The sequence below is a fragment of the Pseudoalteromonas sp. TAE79 genome (assembly GCF_000498015.1).
Taxonomy (GTDB): Bacteria; Pseudomonadota; Gammaproteobacteria; order Enterobacterales; family Alteromonadaceae; genus Pseudoalteromonas.
The window spans coordinates 1-26,853 of record NZ_AUTL01000241.1 but is presented as its reverse complement, the minus strand read 5'-3'; the positions used below and the strand labels follow the sequence as shown (position 1 = coordinate 26,853).

General features: G+C 38.9%; 27 protein-coding genes and 1 pseudogene. 20 read left to right on the top strand and 8 right to left on the bottom strand.

Annotated features, from left to right (window positions below):
* Nucleotides 1-843: 843 nt before the first annotated feature.
* The 4 genes from L655_RS0119045 to hslR all read right to left on the bottom strand — a co-directional run bounded on the left by L655_RS0119045 (nt 844) and on the right by hslR (nt 5,238).
* Entirely contained in the window at nt 844-1,965 is a 1,122-nt protein-coding gene (locus L655_RS0119045) for a PepSY-associated TM helix domain-containing protein (protein WP_024605971.1), read from the bottom strand.
* Nucleotides 1,966-2,147: 182 nt separating this feature from the next.
* Nucleotides 2,148-3,686 (bottom strand): phosphoenolpyruvate carboxykinase, encoded by a 1,539-nt coding sequence (locus tag L655_RS0119035; protein ID WP_024605970.1) that lies wholly within the window; start codon nt 3,684-3,686, stop codon nt 2,148-2,150.
* A gap of 271 nt (nt 3,687-3,957) precedes the next feature.
* Nucleotides 3,958-4,803 (bottom strand): Hsp33 family molecular chaperone HslO, encoded by an 846-nt coding sequence (hslO, locus tag L655_RS0119030; protein ID WP_002962025.1) that lies wholly within the window; start codon nt 4,801-4,803, stop codon nt 3,958-3,960.
* Nucleotides 4,804-4,815: 12 nt separating this feature from the next.
* The gene (hslR, locus tag L655_RS0119025; protein ID WP_024605969.1) at nt 4,816-5,238 is read right to left on the bottom strand and encodes a ribosome-associated heat shock protein Hsp15; all 423 of its coding nucleotides are present in this window, start codon (nt 5,236-5,238) and stop codon (nt 4,816-4,818) included.
* Between the two features lie 209 nt (nt 5,239-5,447).
* Here hslR and gspC point away from each other — a divergent pair, with 209 nt between their 5' ends.
* The 13 genes and pseudogenes from gspC (at nt 5,448) to L655_RS0118960 (ending at nt 17,462) form a co-directional block, all read left to right on the top strand.
* A complete protein-coding gene (gene gspC / locus L655_RS0119020) occupies nt 5,448-6,389 on the top strand; it encodes a type II secretion system protein GspC (RefSeq protein ID WP_024605968.1) in 942 nt (313 codons plus the stop codon).
* A gap of 23 nt (nt 6,390-6,412) precedes the next feature.
* Nucleotides 6,413-8,476 (top strand): type II secretion system secretin GspD, encoded by a 2,064-nt coding sequence (gspD, locus tag L655_RS0119015; protein WP_002962030.1) that lies wholly within the window; start codon nt 6,413-6,415, stop codon nt 8,474-8,476.
* Entirely contained in the window at nt 8,469-10,034 is a 1,566-nt protein-coding gene (gene gspE / locus L655_RS0119010) for a type II secretion system ATPase GspE (protein WP_024605967.1), read from the top strand. The genes gspD and gspE overlap by 8 nt, the downstream gene beginning before the upstream one ends.
* Nucleotides 10,035-10,036: 2 nt before the next feature.
* A pseudogene (gspF, locus tag L655_RS01000000125890) lies at nt 10,037-11,278 on the top strand (type II secretion system inner membrane protein GspF).
* A gap of 82 nt (nt 11,279-11,360) precedes the next feature.
* Nucleotides 11,361-11,783, top strand: a complete 423-nt coding sequence (gspG, locus tag L655_RS0119000) for a type II secretion system major pseudopilin GspG (RefSeq protein WP_002962036.1) — start codon at nt 11,361-11,363, stop codon at nt 11,781-11,783.
* Nucleotides 11,784-11,832: 49 nt separating this feature from the next.
* Nucleotides 11,833-12,420, top strand: coding sequence for a prepilin-type N-terminal cleavage/methylation domain-containing protein (locus tag L655_RS0118995; protein ID WP_024605966.1), 588 nt, complete (start codon nt 11,833-11,835; stop codon nt 12,418-12,420).
* Nucleotides 12,420-12,794 carry a type II secretion system minor pseudopilin GspI gene (gene gspI / locus L655_RS0118990; protein WP_002962039.1) on the top strand — a complete coding sequence of 125 codons (375 nt, stop codon included), beginning with the start codon at nt 12,420-12,422 and terminating at the stop codon, nt 12,792-12,794. Before L655_RS0118995 ends, gspI begins: the two co-directional genes overlap by 1 nt.
* Nucleotides 12,795-13,433: a type II secretion system minor pseudopilin GspJ gene (gene gspJ, locus L655_RS0118985; protein WP_024605965.1), complete on the top strand. Its 639-nt coding sequence runs from the start codon at nt 12,795-12,797 to the stop codon at nt 13,431-13,433.
* Entirely contained in the window at nt 13,426-14,415 is a 990-nt protein-coding gene (gene gspK / locus L655_RS0118980) for a type II secretion system minor pseudopilin GspK (protein ID WP_024605964.1), read from the top strand. The genes gspJ and gspK overlap by 8 nt, the downstream gene beginning before the upstream one ends.
* Nucleotides 14,412-15,620, top strand: a complete 1,209-nt coding sequence (gene gspL / locus L655_RS0118975) for a type II secretion system protein GspL (protein WP_024605963.1) — start codon at nt 14,412-14,414, stop codon at nt 15,618-15,620. The genes gspK and gspL overlap by 4 nt, the downstream gene beginning before the upstream one ends.
* Nucleotides 15,617-16,090 carry a type II secretion system protein M gene (locus tag L655_RS0118970; RefSeq protein ID WP_024596393.1) on the top strand — a complete coding sequence of 158 codons (474 nt, stop codon included), beginning with the start codon at nt 15,617-15,619 and terminating at the stop codon, nt 16,088-16,090. The genes gspL and L655_RS0118970 overlap by 4 nt, the downstream gene beginning before the upstream one ends.
* Nucleotides 16,091-16,093: 3 nt before the next feature.
* Nucleotides 16,094-16,852 carry a type II secretion system protein N gene (locus L655_RS0118965; RefSeq protein WP_024605962.1) on the top strand — a complete coding sequence of 253 codons (759 nt, stop codon included), beginning with the start codon at nt 16,094-16,096 and terminating at the stop codon, nt 16,850-16,852.
* A gap of 22 nt (nt 16,853-16,874) precedes the next feature.
* On the top strand, nt 16,875-17,462 hold the full coding sequence (locus L655_RS0118960; RefSeq protein ID WP_024596395.1) for a UPF0149 family protein: 588 nt from the start codon (nt 16,875-16,877) through the stop codon (nt 17,460-17,462).
* A 27-nt stretch (nt 17,463-17,489) separates the two neighbouring features.
* Here L655_RS0118960 and L655_RS0118955 read toward each other — a convergent pair whose 3' ends face one another.
* The gene (locus L655_RS0118955) at nt 17,490-17,696 is read right to left on the bottom strand and encodes a hypothetical protein (RefSeq protein WP_024605961.1); all 207 of its coding nucleotides are present in this window, start codon (nt 17,694-17,696) and stop codon (nt 17,490-17,492) included.
* Nucleotides 17,696-18,055 (bottom strand): hypothetical protein, encoded by a 360-nt coding sequence (locus L655_RS1000000128205; protein ID WP_002962051.1) that lies wholly within the window; start codon nt 18,053-18,055, stop codon nt 17,696-17,698. Before L655_RS1000000128205 ends, L655_RS0118955 begins: the two co-directional genes overlap by 1 nt.
* Before the next feature lie 288 nt (nt 18,056-18,343).
* Here L655_RS1000000128205 and ccoG point away from each other — a divergent pair, with 288 nt between their 5' ends.
* From ccoG to L655_RS0118925, 5 genes are all read left to right on the top strand, one after another.
* On the top strand, nt 18,344-19,774 hold the full coding sequence (ccoG, locus tag L655_RS0118945) for a cytochrome c oxidase accessory protein CcoG (protein WP_024605960.1): 1,431 nt from the start codon (nt 18,344-18,346) through the stop codon (nt 19,772-19,774).
* Between the two features lie 85 nt (nt 19,775-19,859).
* Nucleotides 19,860-20,834: a serine/threonine protein kinase gene (locus L655_RS0118940; RefSeq protein ID WP_024605959.1), complete on the top strand. Its 975-nt coding sequence runs from the start codon at nt 19,860-19,862 to the stop codon at nt 20,832-20,834.
* A gap of 34 nt (nt 20,835-20,868) precedes the next feature.
* Nucleotides 20,869-21,492: a thiol:disulfide interchange protein DsbA/DsbL gene (locus L655_RS0118935; RefSeq protein ID WP_002962054.1), complete on the top strand. Its 624-nt coding sequence runs from the start codon at nt 20,869-20,871 to the stop codon at nt 21,490-21,492.
* A gap of 16 nt (nt 21,493-21,508) precedes the next feature.
* Complete coding sequence (locus tag L655_RS0118930; protein WP_024605958.1) at nt 21,509-22,147, top strand: thiol:disulfide interchange protein DsbA/DsbL; 639 nt, start codon at nt 21,509-21,511, stop codon at nt 22,145-22,147.
* 59 nt (nt 22,148-22,206) lie between these two features.
* Entirely contained in the window at nt 22,207-22,659 is a 453-nt protein-coding gene (locus L655_RS0118925; RefSeq protein ID WP_002962057.1) for a DUF523 domain-containing protein, read from the top strand.
* A 10-nt stretch (nt 22,660-22,669) separates the two neighbouring features.
* On the opposite strand, the gene trmA is transcribed toward L655_RS0118925, so the two are convergent.
* A complete protein-coding gene (gene trmA, locus L655_RS0118920) occupies nt 22,670-23,767 on the bottom strand; it encodes a tRNA (uridine(54)-C5)-methyltransferase TrmA (protein WP_024605957.1) in 1,098 nt (365 codons plus the stop codon).
* Between the two features lie 162 nt (nt 23,768-23,929).
* Between trmA and L655_RS0118915 the strand changes: the two genes are divergently transcribed.
* Both L655_RS0118915 and murI read left to right on the top strand, forming a co-directional pair.
* The gene (locus L655_RS0118915; RefSeq protein ID WP_024605956.1) at nt 23,930-25,069 is read left to right on the top strand and encodes a DUF5610 domain-containing protein; all 1,140 of its coding nucleotides are present in this window, start codon (nt 23,930-23,932) and stop codon (nt 25,067-25,069) included.
* A gap of 65 nt (nt 25,070-25,134) precedes the next feature.
* Entirely contained in the window at nt 25,135-25,935 is an 801-nt protein-coding gene (gene murI / locus L655_RS0118910; protein ID WP_024605955.1) for a glutamate racemase, read from the top strand.
* Here the strand turns inward: murI and L655_RS0118905 are convergent.
* Complete coding sequence (locus tag L655_RS0118905) at nt 25,898-26,377, bottom strand: RNA-binding protein (RefSeq protein WP_024596401.1); 480 nt, start codon at nt 26,375-26,377, stop codon at nt 25,898-25,900. The two genes, murI and L655_RS0118905, sit on opposite strands and share 38 nt — an antisense overlap.
* Nucleotides 26,378-26,853 lie beyond the last annotated feature (476 nt).

Below are 26,853 nucleotides of genomic sequence, written 5' to 3'. Positions count from 1 at the left end.
TCCATGCCGAACTCAGTAGTGAAACGAAACAGCGCCGATGATAGTGTAGCATTTGCTATGTGAAAGTAGGACATTACCAGGCTTCAAATTGTAGAGACCCGTTACAGCAATGTGACGGGTTTTTTGCTTTCTGGGATTTAGTAAATAGCCAAGAGCCCAAACCGCACTCAGTAGTGAAACAAAACAGCTCGAAGGCGAGACCCGGCCAACGATAGTGTAGCATTTGCTATGTGAAAGTAGGACATTACCAGGCTTCAAATTGTAGAGAGCCCGACTAGAAATAGTCGGGCTTTTTTACGTCTGCAGAAAAGTGAACTACGCGCAGTTAACACACACCCACAGCAACACCCATCACGTAGGTCGGGCGAGCGTAGCGACTCCCGACGTCAAAAGCATAAAAAACCTCCGCTCGACAATGAGTGGTAGCATTTGTACTGTGGGTAAATAATACCAATTGGTTTAACATCTGACCTAATATAAAAGCGTTAATTATCTGGTCTTGTGATAAGTATTGAACATGACCTTTAAGCCTTTATATACGCTTTAGGTAGGTTACTGAAGAGAATAAAAATAGAGGTTAATACAGAGGTTTACGCATAGAACTTAAATCTAATGGGCATGTGGTTTTTAAATAATAGTGTTCATGGAGTGCCTATCTAAACTTGCAGTATAAACTACCCTTCATTAATTGTTTTATAGCATGATAGGCGGTTAGGGGCTGCTTTAATTTCATATGTACTGAGCGTTATTAATTTTTAATCCTAAGATTAACGAAGGCCATATACTTTATATTAGAAAACTATCGACAAGACTTACTGAAAAGCAATTCATGTACTCTTTCAACTAAAGTTTATTTTGTATTCTCTTGGTTCTAACTAACCACCTATATACGCCGATAATGAACAATGCAGCAGATCCGAAGCCACTTAACACCCAAATGACTTTTAAAATGTTACCGCCAATGCTGCCGTCATGTAGAGGGTGCATCCAGTTTTTTATTTTACTAGTCGTACTTTGCTTATCTATATTAAACACGCTCTCTAACTTTCCTGTAAGTGCATTAACCTCTATATAGCTATGTGGAAAGCGATACGAAGGATCGTTTACAGTTTGAAATCTTAATCTGTAAATAGCATTTAAGTTTGATGGTGTTTCAATCCAAGCTAAACGCGCATTCGGTAATGCTTTTTCAGCTATTAATACCGCTTGTGATAAAGGAATATCGGTTTGTTTGCTCGGTTGAATTTGTGTTTTTGGTGGGGAGTTTATATCGCTAACTAGAGCGGTTAATATAGGATCTGTTTGTTTTGGAATAGCGAGCATAACACCTGTAACAGTTAAAGCTAGTAGCGGTATGCAGAAGGTTAAACCAATTAGTTTATGCCAGTCGTATAGCAAACCTATTTTAGAGCTACGAGATTTAAATTTTAGTGCCTTTACCCACTGCCCAGGCTTTGGAAACCAAGCAAAGAACCCAGAGATAAGAAGAACTATTGAGGCTATGCCTATATAGCCAACGACGAGAGTGCCCGTTGCTCCTGTTAGTAATGAAAAATGTAAGTTGTACATCCAAGTTACTAAGTATTTTCCCCAATAATTTTTACGTATTACTTTATCACTACTGCTAGATAGCCATACCATTAAGGGGGCAAAGCCTTGCTCTTTTGTTTCTATTGGATTGTAGTATCGCGCGGGAATTACTGAGTTTATACCTGTGTTTTCTAATCGCCATGGCCCTTGCTTTGAAGGGAAATTGGCTCTTAGCGTATTATATGCTTGATCCCAATTAGGCGTTTTTATGTTTGTAGTAGCGTCATTTGCTGGATTTAGCAGTAAGTCTATTTGCGGATAGTAAACTAATATAGAGCCAGAAAGAGTGATAATAGTAAGTAAAACACCTACTGATAGGCCTAAGTATAAATGTAACCGCCTGAATGTTTTTCGCCATGAAAGCTTTAGTGTCATTAATTAAATAGCCGTAATGAGTAATGCAGGTTTATTGGGCATTAAGGAATGATTAATTACGCGGTATATTATATGGTTTTTGATATGAGTTGTGCGGCATTTTGCCGCACTTATTCAATTAGGTATTTAGAAAGTAAAACGCCAGCCCTTGGCTGGCGTCAAAATACAAGCTTGAAGCTTATTTAAGCTTTTGGCCCTGCATTTTTTATATCGTCTGATACGTCATACTTAGCAAAGTTTTCAGTGAAGTCAGCGGCAAGTTTTGCTGCATATTCATTGTACTTAGCTTTATCTTCCCACGTATTTATAGGATTAAGTAAGTTAGTATCTACACCTGGAACTGCTACCGGTACATCTAGGTTTAAAACATCAATGTGCTGAGTTTCAACACCGGCTAATTTACCAGATACGATTGCATCAACTACTGCGCGAGTAGTCGGAATATCAAAGCGCTTACCTGTGCCGTAAGGACCGCCAGTCCAACCTGTATTCACAAGGTATACTTTAGCGCCAAATTCGCGTACACGCTTCATAAGAAGCTCAGCGTAAACACCAGCAGGACGTGGGAAGAATGGTGCACCAAAGCAGGTTGAAAACGTTGATTCAATATCGCTAGTAGAGCCAATCTCAGTTGAGCCAACTTTAGCTGTGTATCCACTTAAAAAGTGAAAAGCAGCAGCTTCTTCGCTAAGAACAGATACCGGTGGTAATACACCGCTTACATCACAAGTTAAAAATACAACAGCTTTTGGTTCGCCTGCGCGATTTTCAATTTTACGTTTTTCAACATGTTCAAGTGGATATGCTGCACGGCTATTTTGAGTAAGGCTAGTATCGTTAAAATCTGGAACGCCTTTTTCATCTAGCACTACATTCTCTAAAATAGTACCAAAGCGAATTGCATTCCAAATTACAGGTTCGTTCTTTTGTGACAGGTCGATACATTTAGCATAGCAACCGCCTTCAATATTAAACACGCTTCCAGGTGCCCAACCGTGTTCGTCATCACCAATTAAAAAGCGAGTAGGATCTGCTGAAAGAGTTGTTTTGCCCGTACCAGATAAACCGAAGAATAATGCTGTATCGCCTGCTTCACCAACGTTAGCAGAACAGTGCATTGGTAATACACCTTTTGCTGGTAGTAGGAAGTTTTGTACAGAAAACATCGATTTTTTCATTTCACCGGCGTAGCGCATACCTGCTAGTAATACTTTACGCTGTGCAAAGTTAATAATAACGGTGCCATCGCTATTTGTGCCATCACGTTCCGGCTCGCATACAAACGAAGGAACGTTCATTACTTGCCATTGTGGTAAGTTTGAAGCGTTATAGTTTTGTGGTTCGATAAACATGTTTTTGGCAAAAATATGGTGCCACGCTGTTTCTGTAGTTACGACTACAGGTAGATAATGCTCAGGGTCAGCGCCAACTTCTAGGTGAGAGGTGAAGTGGTCATTACTTTGAACATGTGCTTCTACGCGAGCCCATAATGCGTCAAATTTTTCTGCATCAAATGGGCGGTTAACGTTGCCCCATTGAATGTCATCTTGAGTTGTCGCTTCTTGAACAATAAAACGATCTTTTGGTGAACGGCCAGTTCGTTTTCCTGTAATTGCAACAAAAGCACCATTTGCGGCTAAAGTACCTTCGCCACGGCGGATCGCATGCTCGACAAGTTCAGCTGCGGTTAAATCGACAAAACGTGTAGCGCCTGTAGTCATGTTTATACCTAACTATAATGTGTGAGAGTTTGAACGGGATAGCTCTGGGGTTATCAGTGCCCTTAAGCTGAAATTATAGTAACAGAAGGTTTTGAGATATTCGAGCCCGTAAAGCCTCTAAAAACACATATATTTGCTAAAAAACATGAATAATTTCAATGATACCGGTGTCAGTAAATTAACAAAATTCATGACACCGGTATCATCTTTTTATAATATAAAACCGCATATTTTGCGGCTTTAATTACTATATATAAATGAAGCTGAACATTTAGTTGAAAATGCTTTTTATGTCTTGTTCGTTAAAAACATACTCTTTTAAACAGTAATGACAGTTAATGTTAACAGTCCCTTTCTCAGCTACATCTTTGAGTAGTTCTTCTTGTCCAATATTAACAAGTGCAGTAATTGTTTTATCACGACTACAACCACATTTGAATTTAATAGCTTGAGGTTCAAATACGCGAGGATTATCTTCGTGATAAAGACGTGTAAGAACAGTGTTCGCATCTAAGTGTAACAACTCTTCATTTTTAATCGTGTTACTTAATGCTTCTAGGTGTGCAAAGTCTTCAATTGATTTTTGTTTATCAACTGGAAGCACTTGTAAAAATAGACCACATGCTTTTGCGCTACCTTCAGTAGTGTCAGTTGCAAACCAAAGACGTGTTTTTAGCTGCTCAGATTGCTCAAAGTAACTTTCGATACATTCACTAAGAGTATCATGCTCTAGCGGCACTATACCCTGGTAGCGCTCACCTTTTTCAGGGGTAATAGTGATTACCATATAGCCTTGGCCAATAAGCTCTTTTACAGTTGTGCCCGTAATTTCGCTTTGCAGGCGTGCAATGCCACGCATATTTTGTTTGTCATCACCATTTATAACAGCATATTTAACTGGGCCATCACCTTGAAGCTGTACAGCAATTTCACCTTCAAACTTTAAGGTGGCAGTAAGTAAACAGGTTGCAACGAGTAACTCACCAAGTAATGCTTTAACAGGGTCTGGGTAATTATGGTCGGCAATCATTTCATTATAAGCACTCTCGATTTGTACGAGTTCGCCACGAACATCTAGTTCGTTGAATAAATAACGGTGAAGTAAATCTTGTTGCATGAGCGGCTATACCTAACTTGATTTCATTTTTAAAAGTTCGCGTCTTTGCTTTTTATCCGGTTTTTTATCCGGATGGGGGGCAAAAAAGCTGTTATTTTTGCGTGCGATGCTGTTCTCTTCGCGTTTAGCAATACTGGCATCAGATTCTTGATACATGGTCTGTGCAATGGGGGCGCTTTGGCGTTTTTCAAGCACTGAGAGTATGGTTATCAGCTTTTCATCTACTCCTTGTGCAAGTTTTATGTTTGCGCCAACTTCTACTATTTTACTCGCTTTTGTACGTTGTCCATTATAATGCACTTTGCCGCCTTGTACCATTTCACGTGCAATAGCACGAGTTTTATAAAATCGCGCAGCCCACAACCATTTATCTAATCGAACTTTTAACCCATCCGCATGGTCTGGGTTGGTATTAGCGTTACTTTTTTTACTCATAAGGCATTTCCCCACGTTTTATAGCTTAAAATTTATCATGAAATCATCGTAGGATGAAGGTATTACAATAGCCGTTTACTTTTTATACGGTTATGTAAAGTTAATTTAATCTGTTTACAAAGTTTAATATTAGTGTGCTTGTTGAAAGAAAAATGAAAGGGTACTATGGGTACGCGCTAACGCAGTAAATTAAAATAAGAACACTATTTATGGAACAGCAAATCCAACAACTAAAACAATTTTTAACTCGTTTACCGCATGCTAAGTTAAGTGCATTAGTGACACTCTTAGTTGTTGTTTATCTTGCATTTTTATTATCAAAACTAGTTTGGCTTTTATGGCCAAAACCACCGATAACTCTGCTTACCCCTAGCCATCATGCTAATCAGACATCTGGTGCGAGTAATAACTCTGCGAAGCATATTGTTGAGCAATTCTTATTTGGTAAAAAAACTGTAACAAACAACAATAATACTGCAAAGCAATCGCAGGTTATAAACAACGCGCCAGAAACACGCCTAAGTATAAATTTAACCGGTATTGTAGCGGTTAATAACGATGATAAAGCAGGCATCGCAATTATTGAATCACAAGGTAAGCAAGTAAGCTATCTTGTTGAAGAAGTTGTATTAGGCACGCGTGCTGAAGTAGCACAAATATTACCAGATCGCGTTATTTTGAATGTTAATGGGCGTTTTGAGACATTGATGCTTGATGGGCTCGATTTTAATAAAACGGTATCTATGCCAGTACTCGCTGCCCGTGATGATGCTGAAATGGGTCCGCAAAAAGTAGAGCCAAGTGAACTACAAATAGATGCTACTGCAGATCCAGACGTTAAAGAAGCAATTATAGAAACACGTGAAGAACTGCTCGAAGAGCCAGGCAAATTATTTGACTATATACGTGTTTCACAAGCCATGAATGATGGCGAACTAATCGGATATCGTTTAAGTCCAGGTAAAGAGCCTGAACTATTTAAACAAATGGGATTAAAAAATAACGATTTGGCTATTTCTATAAATGGCTATCAATTAACAGATTTAAAACAGGCTATGTCAGCTATCAACGAGCTGCGTAATAGTACAGATGCCAATATCACTATAGAACGTGATGGTGAACAAATCGATGTGCAATTTAGTCTGCAATAATTTAGCTTTGGAGTTTTAATATAATGGTTCAGGTGCTACACCTCAAAAAAATTAAAAAAGGGTTAGCTAAGTACGCAGCACTTTTTTTGGCGGCAAGTATTTCTTTGTCTGTTTCTGCTGTTGAATATGCTGCTAACTTTAAAGGAACTGATATCAACGAGTTTATTAATATTGTTGGTAAAAACCTTAATAAAACAGTGATTATTGACCCTAACGTGCGCGGCAAAGTAAATGTTCGCAGCTATGAGTTAATGGACGAAGCACTTTATTATCAGTTCTTCTTAAATGTATTGGAAGTTTATGGCTACTCAGCTGTTGAAATGGACAATGGCATAATTAAGATAGAAAAAAGTTCAGACGCCAAAAAATCAAATGTACCACTTATTGACGAAGGTAGTGAAGCTAGCGGCGACATGATGATTACACGTGTTGTACGTGTTAAAAATGTAAGTGTACAAGAGCTTGGCCCTTTGGTTCGTCAATTTAGCGATCAAAAAGATGGTGGCCACGTTGCCAACTTTAATGCGGCTAACGTTATGATGCTAACGGGTCATGCAGCATCGGTTAATCGCTTAGTTGAGATCATTCGCTCTGTTGATCAGGCGGGTGACAAGCGTGTAGACATCGTTAAGCTTAAATATGCGACGGCAGATGATGTTGTCTCTGTGGTAGATAATATTTATAAAGACAGCGGTAAAGGCAGTGTACCTGAATTCTTAATTCCAAAAGTTGTGGCTGATGGCCGAACTAATAGCGTTATTGTAAGTGGTGAAGGCCAAGCACGTACACGTGCTATTGAGCTCATTAAGCGCTTAGATGGTGAGCTAGAAAGCCAAGGTAACACCAAGGTGTTTTACTTAAATTATGCTAAAGCTGAAGATTTGGTCAAAGTATTGCAGGGTGTTAGTAAGTCCCTTGTTGAAGATGCACAAGGCGGTACTACTAAAACTCGTAGCAGAAGCAATAATGAAAGCAGTATAGAGTCTCACCCTGACTCAAACTCATTAATTATTACCGCACAGCCAGACACAATGCGATCACTTGAATCTGTAATTGAACGCCTTGATATTCGCCGTGCCCAAGTATTAGTTGAAGCCATTATTATTGAAGTAATGGAAGGCGACGGGGTTAACTTAGGGCTGCAATGGATTTCTGAGCAAGGCGGTATGCTGCAGTTTAACAACGGCACTACGGTTCCCGTGGGCTCGTTAGCTGTTGCTGCAGAGCAAGCACAAGATGTAACTGTTACTAAAAATATAATAGGAACAGAATCTGGTACTGTAACGCCATATACGGAAACAACAGAAGGTGATTATGGTCCATTAGCCTCCTTACTTAGTGGCATTAATGGTTTAGCGCTGGGCGTTGTTAAAAATGATTGGGGCGCAATTATTCAGGCTGTTGCCACTGATACAAATTCAAATATATTGGCTACCCCTTCTATTACTACAATGGATAACGAAGAAGCTTCTATTTTAGTGGGTCAAGAAGTACCTATAATTACAGGCTCACAAACGGGTAGTAACAATGCTAACCCATTCCAAACGGTTGAGCGTCAAGAAGTCGGTATTAAACTGATAGTTACGCCACAGATTAACGATGGCTCTGCAGTACAGCTCACAATTGAACAAGAGGTTTCAAGTGTAAGTGGTGCAACTGCTGTTGATATTTCAGTTAATAAACGTGCAATCAAAACAACGGTTATGGCCGATGATGGCGGTATGGTTGTACTGGGTGGCTTAATTGACGAAGACGTACAAGAAAGTGTTTCTAAGGTGCCGTTATTAGGCGATATTCCTATTTTAGGTCATTTGTTTAGATCAACAAACACAACACGCCGTAAGCGTAATCTTATTGTGTTTATTCGACCAACCATTATTCGTGATGGTGTGAGCATGAATAAGTTAAGCTTTAATAAATATAACTTTATTCGTGGTGAGCAGTTTAAACAAAAAGAAGACGGTATTGAGTTAATGCCAATGACTGATACGCCTATTTTACCTGAGTGGAATGACGAATTAGTACTTCCACCTACGTATGAAGAGTCTCTACGTAAACAAAATGCACAAGAGCGTAAAGATGACTAATGCGATTCAAGAGATAAACCAAGATGTGGTTCATCCTCAAACGCATAATCAGGATGAGCTATTAACGAGTGATGTATTAGTTGAGTTACCAGCAAAGCGTTTGCCGTTTTCGTATGCAAAACGTGCAGGTGTGTTACTTGGCAAAAATAAAGATCACCGTATAGTTTACTACCGTGGTGAGCTAGATGTGGAAGTACTATTAGAAGTACGTCGTATCGCAGGGCATGGTTTTACACTTGAGCAATTGGCTGATGATAAGTTTGAGCTATTGCTTGAAGCGTCATACCAACGTGATAGCTCTGAAACGCAACAAATGATGGAAGATATTGGCAACGAGGTTGATTTGTTTTCACTTGCTGATGAGCTCCCACAAACTGAAGATTTACTTGCTGGTGACGATGACGCGCCAATCATCAAGCTTATTAATGCCATGCTTAGCGAAGCGATTAAAGAAGGGGCTTCTGATATTCATATCGAAACCTTCGAGCAAGAGCTTGTTATTCGCTTTAGGGTAGATGGCGTGCTTAAAGAAGTACTTAAGCCTAATCGTAAACTTGCGTCGTTACTTGTATCTCGTATTAAAGTAATGGCTAAGCTTGATATAGCCGAAAAACGTATCCCACAAGATGGCCGTATTAGTTTACGTATTGCCGGACGTGCAGTTGATGTGCGTGTATCAACAATGCCATCGAGCTTTGGTGAGCGTGTGGTGCTGCGTTTACTTGATAAAAATAACGCGCGTTTAAACCTTGAAGACTTAGGTATGACTGCAGAAAATCGTGCATTGTTTTCAGATTTAATTAGTAAACCTCACGGAATTATTCTAGTAACAGGACCAACAGGTTCTGGTAAAAGTACCACCCTATATGCTGGTATGAGTCAAATTAACTCACGCGATCGTAACATTCTTACTGTTGAAGATCCGATAGAGTACGAAATTCCAGGCATAGGCCAAACTCAAGTTAATGCAAAAGTTGATATGACATTTGCTCGTGGTTTACGTGCAATATTACGTCAAGATCCTGATGTAGTAATGGTGGGTGAAATACGCGACCTTGAAACTGCGCAAATTGGTGTTCAAGCGTCACTTACCGGTCACCTTGTTATGTCTACTCTGCATACTAATACTGCATCGGGTGCAATTACACGTATGGAAGATATGGGTGTTGAACCATTCTTACTTTCATCGTCGTTACTCGGTGTGTTATCACAGCGTTTAGTACGTACGTTATGTAATACCTGTAAAGAAGGTCACACGGCTGATGAGCATGAATGCCAGTTGTTAGGTACTCCTTTTGAAAGCCAACCTACAATCTACCGAGCGGTGGGGTGTGAAGAGTGTAACTTTAATGGTTACCGTGGTCGTACCGGTATTCACGAGTTACTTGTAGTTGATGAAACAATACGTGAAATGATTCACAACGGTAAAGGCGAGCAAAGCGTAGAAAAATACATTCGTAAGCGCAGCCCAAGTATTCGCCAAGATGGGTGTAGCCGTGTACTTGCAGGTAAAACAACACTTGAAGAAGTCTTGCGTGTTACCCGTGAGGAAGGCTAACTATGGCGGCGTTTGAATACCGTGCCTTAGATGGCCGAGGTAAAGAAAAAAAAGGCATTTTAGAGGCCGATACAGCTAAACAAATTCGCCAAACTTTGCGTGACCAAAAGTTAACGCCGCTTGAAGTTATCCCTGCGGCGCAAAGTGACAAACAAGTCAAAGGTGAAAAAGCCCCTTTATTCGGTGGCTTTTTTAAACCAACAATTTCAACCTCAGACTTAGCGCTTATAACCCGCCAATTAGCAACATTGATACAATCGGCACTCCCTGTTGAAGGCGCTGTTATGGCTGTTGCTGAACAATGTGAAAAGCCGCGTTTAAAGCGTATGCTTATGTCGGTACGTTCAAAAGTAGTTGAAGGTTACACCCTTGCCGATGGTCTTAGTGAGTTTCCTCATGTTTTTGACGACTTATATCGTGCAATGGTAGCCGCAGGCGAAAAGTCGGGCCACCTTGATCAAGTACTTAATCGTTTAGCCGACTATACCGAGCAGCGCCAACATATGCGTAGCCAAATAACTCAGGCTATGGTTTACCCTATTATTTTAGTGGTATTTGCAATTGGTATTGTGTCGGTATTACTGGGTACGGTGGTACCAAAAATATTAAAAACGTTTGAAAAAACGAAACAAGTACTCCCTTGGACAACCGAATGGGTTATGGCGGGNGGGTAGCCATTTTGTGCAAAATTACTGGTTTATTAGTTTAATAGCCATCACAGCAATCGCTATTGGTATTAAGCATGCACTTAAACAGCCAAAAATACGTTTTTGGTGGGATGACCGAGTGCTACATATGCCAGGTATAGGTAAAGTGGCTCGTGGTATTAATACCGCACGTTTTGCGCGTACTTTAAGTATTTTATCGTCAAGCTCAGTACCATTACTTGAAGGAATGCGTATCTCGGGCGGCGTATTAATTAACGAAAAAATTAAAAAAGCGGTTGCAGATGCATCCGACAGAGTGAGTGAGGGTGCAAGCTTAAGAGCTGCACTTCAGCAAACTAAGTTGTTTCCACCAATGATGCTGCATATGATAGCAAGTGGTGAAAAATCAGGTGAACTAGAGCAAATGTTAGAGCGTGCTGCAAATAACCAAGATCGCGAATTTGAGAGCATGGTTAATGTATCGCTTAAACTACTAGAGCCTGCGATGATCGCCTCAATGGCGGNGTTATTGTATTATTTATAGTAATGGCAATATTGCAGCCAATAATGGCGATGAATAAAGCTGTTGGACTTTAAGTTAGAATAAATTTTTAAATATATTAATGGTTTTACCTAAACCATTTTTACTTAAATGTTTTTAGAATAATGAGGTAATTACGTGAATAAACAATCAGGTTTTTCTTTACTAGAAGTGATGGTGGTACTGGTTATCATCGGGATGATTATGTCAATTGTTGCACCTAACATTATGGGTCAGCAAGAAGAGGCTGCTATTGATAAAGCACATCTAGATATCCAGCAATTAGAAGATGCAATGAGCTTATACAAGCTTAAAAATAAGAGCTACCCAAGCACAGAGCAAGGTCTTGAAGCGCTAGTTACCCAAACAAGCATTGAACCGGTTCCAAAACGTTTCCCTGATGGTGGCTTTATTAATGAATTACCAGAAGATCCTTGGGGTAATACTTATCAGTTAATTAGCCCAGGTGAAATTGGCAAGTTTGATATTTTTTCTATGGGCCCAGACGGTGAAGCAGGTACTGATGACGATATCGGTAACTGGGACGAAGAAAAACAATAATGCCTAAGTACACCGTTCTGTATGAACATGTTAATGCTAGAGGCTTGCTATGAAAGCAAGCCTTAAGCAGCGCCATGCAAAAAGCAGAGGCTTTAGTTTAATAGAAATTTTAGTGGTATTAGTGATCATCGCTTTTGCCACCAAAATGGTTGTATATAGCTTAGAAGGCGTTGCTGAGGAGGAGTTAGATACTCAAGCACTAAGGCTGCATACCACCATTAATATGGCATCGGAATTTGCTATTTTAAACCAAGTTGAATTGGGCTTATTAGTAGAAGAAAATACATTAGAGTATTTAGTTTTCGATGGTGAAAAGTGGATTACTTTTGACCGTGAAGATCTTTTTAAACCAATAGAATTAGACGAAAGATTAAAGCTCACTCTTAACTTAGAAGATTTAGCGTGGGCGCAAGATAACCTCTTAGAGCAATCTAACTGGCGCGAGCTTATGAGTGGTGGCGATGAAGACAGTTTACTTGAGCTCAAAAAGCTGAAAATCCCACAAGTACTTATTTTGTCATCAGGTGAGGTAAGTGCGTTTCAGCTTATATTAGAGTTAAAAGATCAAAGTGAGCCTGTGTATTACATTGAAGGTGAATTTACAGCACCCATTAACTTTCGCCGAGAGCCAGAATAATGAAGCGCACTAAAGGGTTTACCTTATTAGAGGTGTTAGTGGCATTAAGTATTTGTGCCATGGCGGGTATAGCTGCAATGCAAGCAACAAGCGAGCATATACACCACTTAACGACTATTGAAGAGCAAACCTATGCATCTTGGGTCGCCGAAAACGTTATTATTGAACAGCGAACTAAAGGCGAACAATGGCAAGGTAAAAATAACCTTAAAGGCAGCGAAGTAATGGGCGGTGTTGAATGGTTTTGGCAGCAAGAAGTTACAGCCACTGCTGACAAAAGCTTTGTAAAACTAACCATAAATGTTTTTACGGATGAAAAATATGAGCATTCAGCATATGAGTTATCAACGTATTTAAATAAAGGCAAAAAGTAAGTGAAGCAGCGCGGGTTTACATTACTTGAAGTTATGGTTGCACTGGGTATTTTAGCTTTTGTTATTATTGCTACTCATCAAATATTAGAGACGACAACAAGAGCAAAAGATGCCTCCGATGAAAAAATTGCTGAGCTAAATGGATTGCAAACAACATTTAGATTAATGGATCAAGATTTTAGCCAAATGACCAAACGCGCAGTTCGCAATGAGTCGGGTGATGTTCAAGAACAATATTTACTTGCTGGTCGTTACGTTTTAGAAAGCCAATACGATGGTATCGCGTTTGTACGAGATGGCTGGATAAATCCAATTAACTTATTGCCACGTTCAGAACTACAAGCTGTTGGTTATAGAGTGATTGACGATAACCTTGAGCGTGTTTATCGGGTTTATGTTGATCAGCTTGATAATATGGAGCCGCGAGTTCAACGTGTGTTAGGAAATGTTGAAGAACTTAAGTTTGAGTTTTTAGATGATAAAAACGAATGGCAAGAACAGTGGGAAATTAAAGCCCTCCCTAAAGCGGTTGCTGTTACGTTGCAACAAATAGAAGCAGAGCCAATTCGTCGTGTATTTTTAGTTCCTGGGCAAGGCAAAGTTGTTGCTACACAAACTACGGATGTGAATAATGGTTAAGCAGCATTCATCGCGCGGCGCAGCACTTGTTATTGTTTTATTTATTGTGGCGTTAGCGGCTATTTTAGCAGTAGAAATGAGTGCTAATTTAATGGTTCAAGTGCAAAAAAGTACAAACTTGCAAGGTCACCAACAAGCTAAATGGTACGCCTACGGTGCAGAAGAGCTTGCTATTAAAGGGCTAATACAAAGTAAAAAAGATGATGCCGATAAAACAACACTCGATCAAGTGTGGGCAACTCAAGGAGATGCTTCATACCCTGTTGATAACGGCACGTTAAGTGGCAAAATTACAGATTTACAAGCATGTTTAAATTTAAATGCTTTAGCCATAGCGCCAGAAGAAAATAGCGCAAGTAAAACAAACCCTGCACACAAAGCGCTCTTTGCATTACTTGAAAACATTGAAGATTTACCTGCTGATGAATCAGAAGAGACAATGGCAGATAGCGTATTTGATTGGCTTGATGAGAACAGTATTACGTATCGCTCAGGTGCAGAAGAAGACGAGTACTTATCACGAGATTTTCCGTATATGACAGCCAATAGCTTATTTGCATCAACATCGGAGCTGCGTTTAGTTAAGGGCTTTAACCCATTAGTGATGGAAAAAGTATTGCCATATGTATGTGTAATACCAGGCAGTACGCTTTTATCAATTAACGTAAATACATTATTGCCAGAGCAAGCGCTCATACTCAGTGCCTTGATAGAAAGCTTAAGCTTATCTGGCGCAGAAGCGGTGTTAGGCGCAAGACCGCAAACTGGCTTTGACACCATCGATGAATTTTTTGAACAGGTGAAGCAGCAAGGCGGTACTAATACTGACTCAATAAAAAGTCTATTTAGTATTAAAAGCGAATATTTTAAATTACAAACGCAGGCAAACTTTGTCGACCTGCGTTTTTCGATGACCACATTACTGCACGCTAAAGATGGCGACGTAACGATACTGGCGCGAAAATTTGGAGGCGTACAGTGACAGAAATACTGTTGATCCGCACGGGTCAAACCGAACAAGAATTACTTAACTGGTTAATTTACTCACCACAAGAACAAGAAATAATAGCCAGTGGCGAGTTACCAAATGCAGAGCATTTAAGTGAGCTAAGCGAAAAAGCACTTACCCGAGAAGTTGTCGTGTTATTACCCAGTGACCAAGTGCAATTAAAAACGGTCGCTTTGCCAACAAAATGGAATCGCAAGCTTGAGCAAGCATTGCCATACATGCTTGAAGAAGATATAGCATGTGACGTAGATGAACTGTTTATAGCAGTAGCGCAACCGACAATGCTTGGTGAGCAACATGCAATTCGTGTAGCAATGACAGACCGTGAATGGTTTGAACAATGGCTTGCATTATTTGCTGAGCATAATCTATCAGTATACAGAATATTACCCGATGCTTTGTTGTTACCGCTTGCAGATGATGGCGCCGTAACTGCTATTGAGCTCAACAACCAATGGTTGTTTAAGCAAGGGCAATGGCATATTAGTGCGGTTGAATCTAGTTGGTTGAATGGCTATTTAACAGCTATGGGTAACCCCGACATTAAACATTTTAGTCCTGCTAATCAGTTTCCTGAAAGCGTTAACTTACAAGCCCAAACAAGCGATTACGACTTACCTTTAGCATTATTTGCAAAACAGTTAGATAGCGTTAATTTTAACTTACGCCAAGGTATGTATCAGCTTAAAAAACAAAGCGCTTTGTGGTGGGGTTACTGGAAAGGCGCCGCAATTATAGCAAGTGTTGCATTGGTTTCTACAATTACAATAAAAGCTATTGAGTTACACCAACTTAATACACAAGTAGAAGTAGCTAAAGCTCAAGTAGTCGACAGATATCAAAAAGCATTTCCGGGAACTAAAGTTCGCCCTAATCTAATTAAAAGCCAAATTAAAGGCGCGTTAGATAAAATACAAGGCTCAAGTGAATCCGGCTTTTTAGACTTAACGACTAATTTGGTTGATGTATTTTCGCAAGTCAGCGAATTTACACCTGAAACACTTCGTTATGACAAACGTCGTAATGAGCTGCGAATTCGTGCACGGGCTAAAGACTTCCAAACTTTTGGTAAAGTAAAAATCATACTTGAAAAGCAAGGTTTAACTGTTGAGCAAGGGTCTTTAAATAATGACGGTGATTATGTCGTAGGCGAAATTAAACTGCGAGGTGCAGTATGAAAAAGCAGTTAATGAAACAGTGGCGTTCGCTTAAAGAGCAAGAACAACAATTGGTAATGGTCGCTGGTGGCGTGTTTATTATTTTTGTTTTAGTAATGGGAATATTTAGGCCATTAAATAACGCGATAGAAAAAGCACAGCAATCTCAAATTAAACAACAAGAGCTATTAGCTTGGGTTGATGACAGTATTGTTAAGCTAAAGGCTGCAGGCAACACCAGTGTTGCTAGCAATACAAACTTAAGCCAAGTGGTAAACTCTACTCGTGGACGCTATAAAATCAATATTAGTAAAATGCAGCCCAGTAGTGATTCACTTCGTTTGACGCTTGACTCAGTAGAGTTTAATCAGTTAATAGAATGGCTAGATGAGCTAGTAAATCAGCATGGTTTAAAAATTGAAAATTTAGATTTAAGTCGCGATGATAAATCAGGCTATGTGCGCGTAAGCCGTTTAGTATTAGAGAATTAATTAATGAAAAAAATAATAACGTTATCGGCTGTCTTTTTAATTAGTTTTATTGTGTTTTGTATTATTAAATTACCAGCACATATTGCACTAGATATAGCAAAACCGTACTTTCCAAAGCAATTAGAAGTAGGCCAAACTGTAGGCACTGTTTGGCATGGTCAAATGATGCAAGTTCGTTTTGATGGTGAACAGTTAAATAATGTGCGCTGGGATATTGCAGGCTGGAAATTATTTACAGGCAAACTAAATGCGAACATAAAATTTGGTAATCCACGAGAACGCAGTGATATTTCGGGTTACGCAGATGTAAGTTATGGTTTTTTTAATAAAAAAGTAATAGTGACTGACGGTCTAGTGCGCTCAACAGTAGAGCGTGCAATGCAACGTGTGCAACTTCCTCTGCCTGTTACTGCTAAAGGGCGTGTGATTTTAGAACTTGATGAATACAGCTCAGGCGCTCCTTATTGTGATTCACTAAAAGGTGAAATAGCGAGCCCTAATATTGATGTTCAAGGTTTAAATGGATGGTTTAATATTGGACCTCTAGCTGGTAAGTTAAGCTGTAAGTCGGGTGATGTTGCTATATTAATTGACCCAGATAATACGCTTGGCCTTGAGGCAGATGCTACACTTAAAGCTAATTTTGACTTTAGAGTGGCAGGTTATGTAAAACCAGATGCCAGCTTACCTAAAGATGTACATGATGCGGTTAAGTTTTTAGGCCGACCAGATAACCAAGGTCGCTACCCGCTCAACTTTTAATGTTTTAATATAAAGAGTTTTAATGCAAATACCCCAATTTACTGAGTTGCACGCAAAGCAGCTCAGCTCATTTTTAAATACCCAATCTCAAGCAATGACCCTTGTACAAAGCCAAGGCTATTTATTTGGTGTAATTTGTTCGCCTAACCCATTAGATGTACATGAGTGGCTTGAGCAGATATTGCCAAACACAGCTAATGATTTAGATGAAGAAATGCTTTTTTTGTTTATGGCGCTTTATCACAAAATTAGTGAGCAGGTGTTCGAAACTGGATATAAATTACCAGACACATTTGATGCTGAATTTTGTAAGTCGTGGAGTAAAGGCTTCTTAGTTGCAACGAAAGCTTATGCAGAACCTTTGTTAAATGCACCGCAATTAGACGTTGATTTTAAACAAGCACTAGAAAGTGCGTTAAGCACACTAAGCTTTTTTGCACTCGACCAGCTAGCAATAGCTCAGATTGCCAAACAAAATAACATGACAATAGAAGCTTTGTGTCAGTATCAGTATGAATCTATGGGTGACTTTGCATTAGGGTTTGCTGAACTAATTGAAGTGGTCGCAATTAATAGCGGCTTGATAACCGACGAGAGTTGGGAAGAGTAATTATTAATACTAGGCGCTTAGTTTAATCTAAGTGCCTAGCTCTAATATAATATCCGTACAGCCTTGTTTGCACTTTACTATGCCTTTACCAGGCTCGCTGGTGGCTAAATCAAGTGTTAAAACCCCATTACACTTCTCACACTCTAATGTTTTGCCTTGCGCTAATTGCTTGAGCATATTGCGCTGCTTATGAAATGAGTCGCTTGCTTTTTTATTTAATCCTGAAAAATCCACTACTTTGCTCGCTTTTGTTCTAATGCTTCAGTCACTATTTTACATACCGTATTTAAACGGTCGTCATAAAAATAAAGGTTTAAGTCACGCTCACGACAATAGCGTAGGTGAAATAACTGAACAGAGTCATCTGTTGTAAACGTTTTTTCTACATACTCACCTTCAGATTCAGATAGTTTAAGTTGACTGCTGATCCTATTTTTAGCCATATTTGCAGCTGGGCTTCTATTGACCTTGCTTGCATCACTTAAAAAGCCGATGCCTTCACCTAGTAACCTTTCGCGAGGTTCTTTTATAAGTGGGTGATCGATTGTAAAAAAGGCAAGGATCACAACTACCAAAATAATAAATTTTTTCATGGATACGTAAACCTTGATCTAAGTAGGGTTGAATTACCATGCAGTGTAATAAACTGCATTTTAAAAGCAAGTAACTGGGATGAATAAATTATTAGCAATCTATGCCAGTAATTTTAACCAACATTGTTATAATGGTTAACAGCAGTCAGATATTTCTGAAATATCTGAAAGTATTCGAGAAGGCAATTTATTAAAGTAAATATGCCTAGCAAGTAACTTGCTAACTTTAAGTATAGAGTACTTGAGTATTGCTGGATTTTTATTTCCAAGCGGCGTTGAGGAACTTCGATGGACAAGCAAATTAAAGTAAAGAATATCCCTGTAGAGGTGAAAATCCAAAAACCGGATTTAAGCCGTCAAGATGATAGGTTCAATCCCCGAAATCGTATTTATGTGCGTGCTGTAAAAGGCCTACATCAATTACTTAGACAGCGCATTGGCTTCTTAGGCCTGCTTGCGTTTATGTTACTACCTTGGATTAATTTTAATGGCCAGCAAGCTGTGCTGTTTGATCTAATTGGTCAAAAATACAATATTTTTGGTTTAACGCTATGGCCTCAAGATTTTACTATATTAGCGTTTATCTTTATGTTGGCAGCATTTGCGTTGTTTTTAGTGACCACCTTCTATGGACGGGTGTGGTGTGGCTACACATGTCCGCAAACTGTTTGGACTTTTATTTTTATTTGGTTCGAAGAAAAGCTTGAAGGCACGGCTAATCAACGTAAAAAACTCGATCAACGACCCATGAATTTTGATAAGTTTTGGCGTAAGACGGCAAAGCATACTAGTTGGGTATTGTTTTCGTTGTATACCGCAATTTCTTTTGTGGGTTATTTTACGCCAATAAGGGAGTTACTCCCTGACTTTGTAACGTTTGATATAGGCGGTTATGCACTAGTCAGCATTATTTTCTTTGCTGCGTGTACCTATGGTAATGCCGGTTGGATGCGAGAAATTATGTGTTTACACATTTGCCCTTACTCTCGTTTTCAATCAGCTATGTTTGATAAAGACACATACACAGTAACGTACGACGAAAGCCGAGGTGAAAGCCGTGGTCCTCGTTCACGTAAAGTAGACCATAAAGATTTAGAGTTAGGCGACTGTATAGACTGTAACTTGTGCGTTCAAGTGTGCCCAACAGGTATTGATATTAGAAATGGGCTACAAGCTGAGTGTATCAACTGTGGTGCATGTATTGATGCGTGTGATGGCGTAATGGATAAAATGGAATATCCGCGTGGGCTTATTTCATATACGACTGAGCGAAATCTCGAAACCCCAGAAAATAAAACGAATCCACTGCGAGCTAAAATTATTGGTTACACGGTCATACTTGTTGTGCTTACGGGAGCGCTTGTCGCTAATATAGCACTGCGTAAAACAATGGACTTTGATATTATTCGTGACCGAAACCAATTATATCGTGTCGATTTTGATGGTTTAGTAGAGAACACCTATACATTAAAGGTAATTAATAAAGCGCAGTACGAGCAAACCTTTAATATTAAAGTACAAGGGTTAGATAACTTTAAGTATATTGGTAAGCAGTCATTTACTGTGCAGGCAGGGGAATCTCATAACGTGCCATTGTCACTTGTAATGGACCCTTATGATTTGAAGGCGCCGATGACTGAGTTTAACTTTGTGCTTTCACCGGTAGATGAGCCGGATGAGACAATATCGCAGTCGAGTAACTTTTTTAAAGCGCGATAATCGCAACTTACCTTAATTAGGTAAGTTGATATAGCAATTAACAAAAGCGGGTATATAACCCGCTTTTATTTTATATAAGAAGAGTATGAGTAAATTTAGTTTTATTGACTTAACACCAGACCTAATACTCGATGCAATAGAAAGCGTAGGTGTGTACGCCGAATCTGGTTTATTGGCGCTCAATAGCTATGAAAACAGAGTGTACCAATTTAAAGCGGATGATGGCCTGCGTTACGTAGTGAAGTTTTATCGCCCAGAGCGATGGAGTAAAGAGCAAATTCAAGAAGAGCATGACTTTGCATTTGAACTAGCGGATGCAGAAGTACCCGTTGTTGCCCCTATTTTATATAATGGGCAAAGCTTGTTTGAACACGAAGGGTATTTGTTTGTGTTGTTTCCAAGTGTAGGCGGGCGTTTATTTGAGGTTGATAATTTAGATCAGCTTGATGTAATGGGGCGATTGATTGGCCGTATGCACCAAGTAGCTAAAACAAAACCTTTTACTTACAGGCCAACAGTAACCTGCGAGGAGTATTTGCATACAGCCAAAGTTCATCTTCAAAAAAGTAACTTAGTGCCCATGGGAATAAATACTGCCTTTTATACTATTTTAGATTTAGTGATAGAGCAGGCGCAAAAACAGTATAAAGATGTGCAAAGTATTCGCTTACATGGTGACTGCCACGTTGGTAATATTTTATGGGCAGGTGATGCGCTAATGTTTGTTGATTTAGATGACAGCCGCCAAGGTCCTGCAATCCAAGATTTATGGATGATGCTCAGTGGCGATAGAGCGACGCAACTGTTACAGTTAGACACCCTTGTAAATGCGTATGAAGAGTTTTGTGATTTTGATCACTCTCAACTCAAATTAATTGAACCGCTGCGAGCAATGCGTATTATTCATTATATGGGATGGGTAGCTAAACGATGGAGTGATCCTGCTTTTGTGCGGAACTTTACATGGTTTGCTGAGGACAAATACTGGGAGCAACAAATTTTAGCACTGAAAGAGCAACTTGCAGCATTGCAAGAAGCACCGTTAAAGTTATTGCCGTAATATTTTATTTAAAGACAAGTACAACGAGATACAAATGCTTAAAAAATTAAAACTGAGTTTATTACTTTTATGTTTACCATTTGCAGCACTTGCTGCACAGTTTGAAGTTGATAATCAATACACTGTTATAGATGTAGACAAAAGCAAGTCACCGCAAGTAACCGAGTTTTTCTCATTTTACTGTCCACATTGCTTTAAGTTTGAACCAGTAGCAAAAGCAATTGAAAAAGGCTTGCCAGAAGGCGCTGAGTTTATTAAAAACCACGTTAACTTTTTAGGTGGCGTGTCACCACAAGCACAAAGTAATTTAAGCTTTGCCTACTTAATTGCTAAGCAGCATGGTCAGGCGCAAAGTATTAGCGATCAAATTTTTAAAAGTATCCATGTTCAACGTGCACCATTAACTGAAATGAAAGACGTTAAAAAATTACTTGAAGTAAATGGTATTGATAGCGCAACATTTGATCAAGAGATTGCAAGCATGCCTGTTATTTCAGCTGAGCAAGCAATGCAAAACAAACAGAATAAATATTCAAAATTAGGCGCACTTACAGGTGTACCTACTTTTATTGTTAACGATAAATATAAAATAAACCTCAACACCATCAAAAATCAAAAAGAACTTGATGAGTTAGTAGCGTTTTTATTAGCACTATAAATTTCGGAGTATAATAATGATTAAATTAGTTAAAGCAGGTTTGCTTGCAATATTACTTCCTATGGCAGCAACAAGCTTTGCAGCAACGTATGAAGAAGGCGTGCATTACGACGTAGTTTCTGAGCGTGCAACTAAAAAGCCTGAGGTTAAAGAGTTCTTCTCATTTTACTGCCCTGCATGTAATAACATGGAAGCACTAATTGGTGAGTTTAAGCCTAAGCTTGATAAAAACGTTAAATTTAAAAAGAGCCATGTTGATTTTGTAGGTGTACGTGACCCAGAAAACCAACAGATGATGAGCCAAGCACTCGCTACTGCAGAAGTGCTTCCACAAAAAGATCAGATTATTTCTGCAATCTTTAATCATATCCATACAAAGCGCGCTAAATTTAATGAGCTTGCAGATGTAAAAGATATATTTGTAGCGCAGGGCGTTGATGGTGATAAGTTTAATAAGCTGTTTAAAAGCTTCTCGGTACGTACGCTAAGCTCTAAAATGAAACGCGATCAAGACTACTTTAAAGAAAAAGGCGCACTACGTGGCGTACCTACCTTTATTGTAAATGGTAAGTACAAATTAAACCTAGGTCGTGAGTCGGGTATTACTAAACCTGAAGACATTAGCAAATTAATAAATTACTTAGCTAACAAGTAAGTTTAGCTAAAACAAAAAAAGCTCCTTAAGGAGCTTTTTTGCTTTATAAGGATATAGCGATGGAAAAAATATTAGTATCGAGTTGTTTGCTAGGGCAGCCTGTTCGCTACGATGGCAGAGGACACGCAATTTTGCATCCACAGCTTAATTTGTGGCAAAAACAAAATAGATTAATTGTGTTTTGTCCTGAGGTCGCTGGTGGGCTTCCTACTCCTAGAGCTCCTGCTGAAATAATACAGGGGAGTGTAGTTACTAATTTAGGAGAAGATGTAACAGAACAGTTTCAAACTGGAGCTAATATAGCGCTAGAACTCTGTAAAAAGAATCAAGTTCGTTTTGCTCTACTTAAAGAATCGAGCCCTTCTTGCGGACGAAATACAATATATGATGGAAAGCATCACGGAGTAAAAATCGAAGGGCTAGGTTTAACTACAGCATTATTAATAAAAAATGGTATTCAAGTATTTAGTGAAGAGCAAATACCAGCACTTATAAAAGTACTGGCACTTTAATTTTGGCTGGTTATTTGCGCTGTAAGAAAACACCCGACTCAATGTGATGTGTATATGGGAACTGATCAAATATAGCAAAGCGCTTAACGTTGTGCGTACGTGTTAGGTGATCAAGGTCACGTTCAAGGGTTTCAGGATTACACGATATATAAATTATGCTTTCGTAGTTAGCTACTAAGTCACACGTTAATTCATCCATGCCCGCGCGCGGTGGATCAACTAATATGGTTTGGCAGTCATAGCTTTTAAGGTCAATACCCTCTAAACGAGAGAAAGTACGCTCGCCATTCATTGCTTGGGTAAACTCTTCACTAGACATACGAATAATATCTAGGTTCTCTACGTTATTTTTAGCAATATTGTATTGAGCAGAATGAACAGATGATTTTGATATTTCCGTCGCTAATACTTTATTAAAACAGCCCGCTAATGCAATTGAAAAGTTACCGTTACCACAATACAGTTCTAGTAAATCATTTTTAAGTGGTTTACATAAATCTTGTGCCCACTCCAGCATATTAATATTTACTTTTGCATTAGGCTGAGTAAAGCTATTTTCTACTTGTTGATAAATAAGTTCTTGCCCATTAACTGTTAAACGTTCAGTTACAAAGTCATCACCTAGTACTTCTTTTTGTCTGCGAGCACGACCTATAAAGTCAATTTTGTATTTACTGCTAAGCTTTTCTTTCAGTGCTTTAATTTCACTTAACCATTCATCATCCAGTGGTTTGTGATAAAGCAAGCTTACTAAAATTTCACCGCTTAGCGTTGATAGGTAATCGATTTGAAATAACTTACGGCGTAATATTTCACAAGGCTTAAGATTTTCAATCATCACCTGCATTATTTCACCTACTAGAGGCGCTGCTGGGTCAAATGTATCAACACGGATTTTTTCTTTTGTTTGTTGATCAAACATAATGTGAAACAGATCGTCACCGTCGTGCCATACTCTAAATTCAGCACGTTGGCGGTAGTTAGTTGGCTCTGAGCTAAATACTTCTAGTTGCTCCACACCAAAACGTTGAAACTGCGTACTAATGCGCTGCTCTTTTTCACTTAACTGCGCTTGGTACTGTGTGGTATCTATTTTAATAACTGCCATTAACGCTACTACCTTATCTAAGATCTGTTTATCGGCGCTATTGTAGGGAGCGCTGCGTATTTGTCTAGTTTTGGCTAGCATTTATGCTGTTTTATTGAACATTGTACTTTAGTTTTTGTTGTTATAGCCGATAATAAACTACGCACGCTTAGGAGACGAATAATGAAAATAGGTAATTATGGCTTTACGCCAAACAACAACATCAATAAATTCAATAATAAAGCTGATATACAGCAACCTACAATTACGTCTCCTCAAGATAGCTATCAACAACGAGGCCGAGAGTTGGCCGCAAAGGTGCTTGGCGATAAAATGGCTGAGCAGCTTGGATTACCTATAGCAGAAAAAAAAGCAGATAAACCACTATTTGATTTTGATGAAATAGTAAAAAACGTGCTCGATTTTGTAAGTAGTGCTGTAAATAAAGCAAAAGCTAACGGCGCTGATGACGAAAAGCTCAAAGATATGCTAGGCGATGCGCGCAAAGGAGTCCAAATAGGGATTGATGACGCTGTTGATGAACTCAAAGGTACTGGCGTATTTAATGATGACATGGAAGAGGGCATTAATAAGTCCAAAGAGGGAATTTACAATGGGCTGGATAAGTTTGAAGAGTCGTTATTTAACCCACAACCTGCCAGCGTAAATATAAGCCAGGCCCAATACGTCAGTATGACGAGTAATGCAGAATATAAATTTACAACCGCAGAAGGCGATGAGGTAAGTATTAGCTTTGCTGATGCATTTGAATCTCAATCGGCAAGTGGCTATCAGCAAAATAGTAATAGTGAGTCGTTTGCAAGCCCATCATCGCAATCTCGACAGGTATCATTTTCGATGTCGGTAAATGGTGACTTAAACGAGCAAGAGCAAGAAGCTATTAATGCGATGATGGAAGACTTACAAGATTTAAGTAAAACCTTTTTTGGTGGTGATTTAGATGAAGCATTTGAACAAGCGCAAGAGCTGAGTTTAGACAGCGATCAGCTGGTGGCTTTTTCTATGGATTTACGCCAAACAAAAACAATAGCAACAGTTAAAAGCTATGAAGAATATAAACCAGCACCAGAAAAACAAGTAGCAGAGGGTTTAGCCCCTTTTAATGACGACCTTAAAAATGCTTTTGAAAAAGCGGGTGAGCTTGGATTACAAAATCAGCTAGCTGGCATTCTCCAATGGTTAAATCAAGATCAGGAACAAATAGATAAGTTAGTAGATTATACAAAGTCTATGTTCGAAAACCTTAATCAGTTAAATTCAGCAGCCGACAGGCTTACTGATTTAGAAACCACGCAAAGTTAAACTACTTTCTTTTATAAAAACCTCATGGCAAACTGCCGATCTTAAAGTAAAGTAGGAACGGTAGTTTGTCAGCGCATATAATGGTCTTTGATTCAGGTATTGGTGGAACTACTGTACTTGAACATATCAAGCAAAGTATCCCCAATGCTCAGTACAGCTATTTTATGGATAATGCATTACTACCTTATGGTGCTCAATCCCAACAAACTATAATTAACCGATTATGTTCACTTATTTATTTCATCAAAGCCAACACGCTTAACGTCGATTTAATTGTAATAGCGTGTAATACAGCTTCTACATCTGCACTCAGCGCTGTTCGCCAAATTACGGATATTCCTATTGTAGGTGTTGTGCCAGCAATAAAGCCTGCGGCAGAATTAACATGCTCAAATCATATTGGCTTGTTAGCCACACCGGCAACGGTCGCCAGTTCATACACAAAAACATTAATTGCTGAACATGCACGTAATGTAATCGTTAATCTATATAGCAGTGTTGAATTAGTAACGTTAGCTGAGGAATGCTTTTTTACAGGCTCTTTAGATACAAATAAGTTGTATCAAGTACTTGATGAACTACATATAGATAAAACTATAGATGTACTTGTACTAGGGTGTACGCACTTTCCGATATTAGCAGGGCCGATTAGTCAGTACTTTGAAGGGAATGTAAAATTACTTGATTCAGGTGTAGCGATAGCAAATAGAGTCAACTTCCTACTTAACCAACTTAACTTATGTGTGGATAAACAAACAGACATAAAAAAGCCGCTGCAATATTATGCAACGGCTGATGTGTTTAGCAATAAGCTAGCGGTAAAGCTAGTTACACTGACTGATCCGTCTCAGTACGTAGAGCATTAGAATCATCTTCTTGTTTTTGTTTTGCTTCACGTACCTTTAAAGTACGTTGTTGGAACTCGCTATCGTTCAAGTTAGCAATTGCATTGTCTGCATCAGCTTGCGCCATTTCAACAAAACCAAAGCCACGACGTTTGCCAGTATTCTTATCCTTTAATAAACGAACATTGAATACTTTGCCTTGTTCTTCAAATAATGCACGAACCACACCTTCGTTTGCACGATAAGGAAGGTTACCAACATAAAGCGTTTTTGTTTTAACTTCAGCTTCTTCAGTCACATCAGATGATATTGCAGCAATAGCAATCGCACCTATTAATAAACCAGCACCAAATAGTAATGCAGGGTTTAAAGCTAAGCCGCCTAAAGCAAACTCAACAACAACAAAACCAACTACAGCAAGAATAACAGAGAAGATAAAAGATTTTTGATCGGGTAATTTCATTTTAGATCTACCAACAAACAGGAAATAAACATTAATTTAACATTGTGAACTTGCTATCTTAACGCCTAAATCAAACATAGCAATGATATTTGTATTAAATAATAAATAAGAGCATAAAAAAGCATCATCTTAGACGGGTTTTCATATGGTTTTACGTGGTTTTGTTCTATTTTTGTTCGAACAGTAAAAAGATCTAAAAAAAGGGTTGATCTGTTTTCGGATCTCCCTATAATGCGACCCCACTGAGACGGGAAACGCTGAAGCATAGCGAGGCACGAACTACTCAGAGAGTTAAATAAAACTTCGGTTTTAAATTGTCGAAAGAAATTTTAAAACAAAGTGTTGACTCGAAAAATAAAGGGTGTATCATTCGCATCCCTTGAGACGCCAAAGCGACTCAAAACGTTCTTTAACAATATAAAGCAATCATCTGTGTGGGCACTCGTACAGATTGAGTTCTAACAGCCAACCTACTT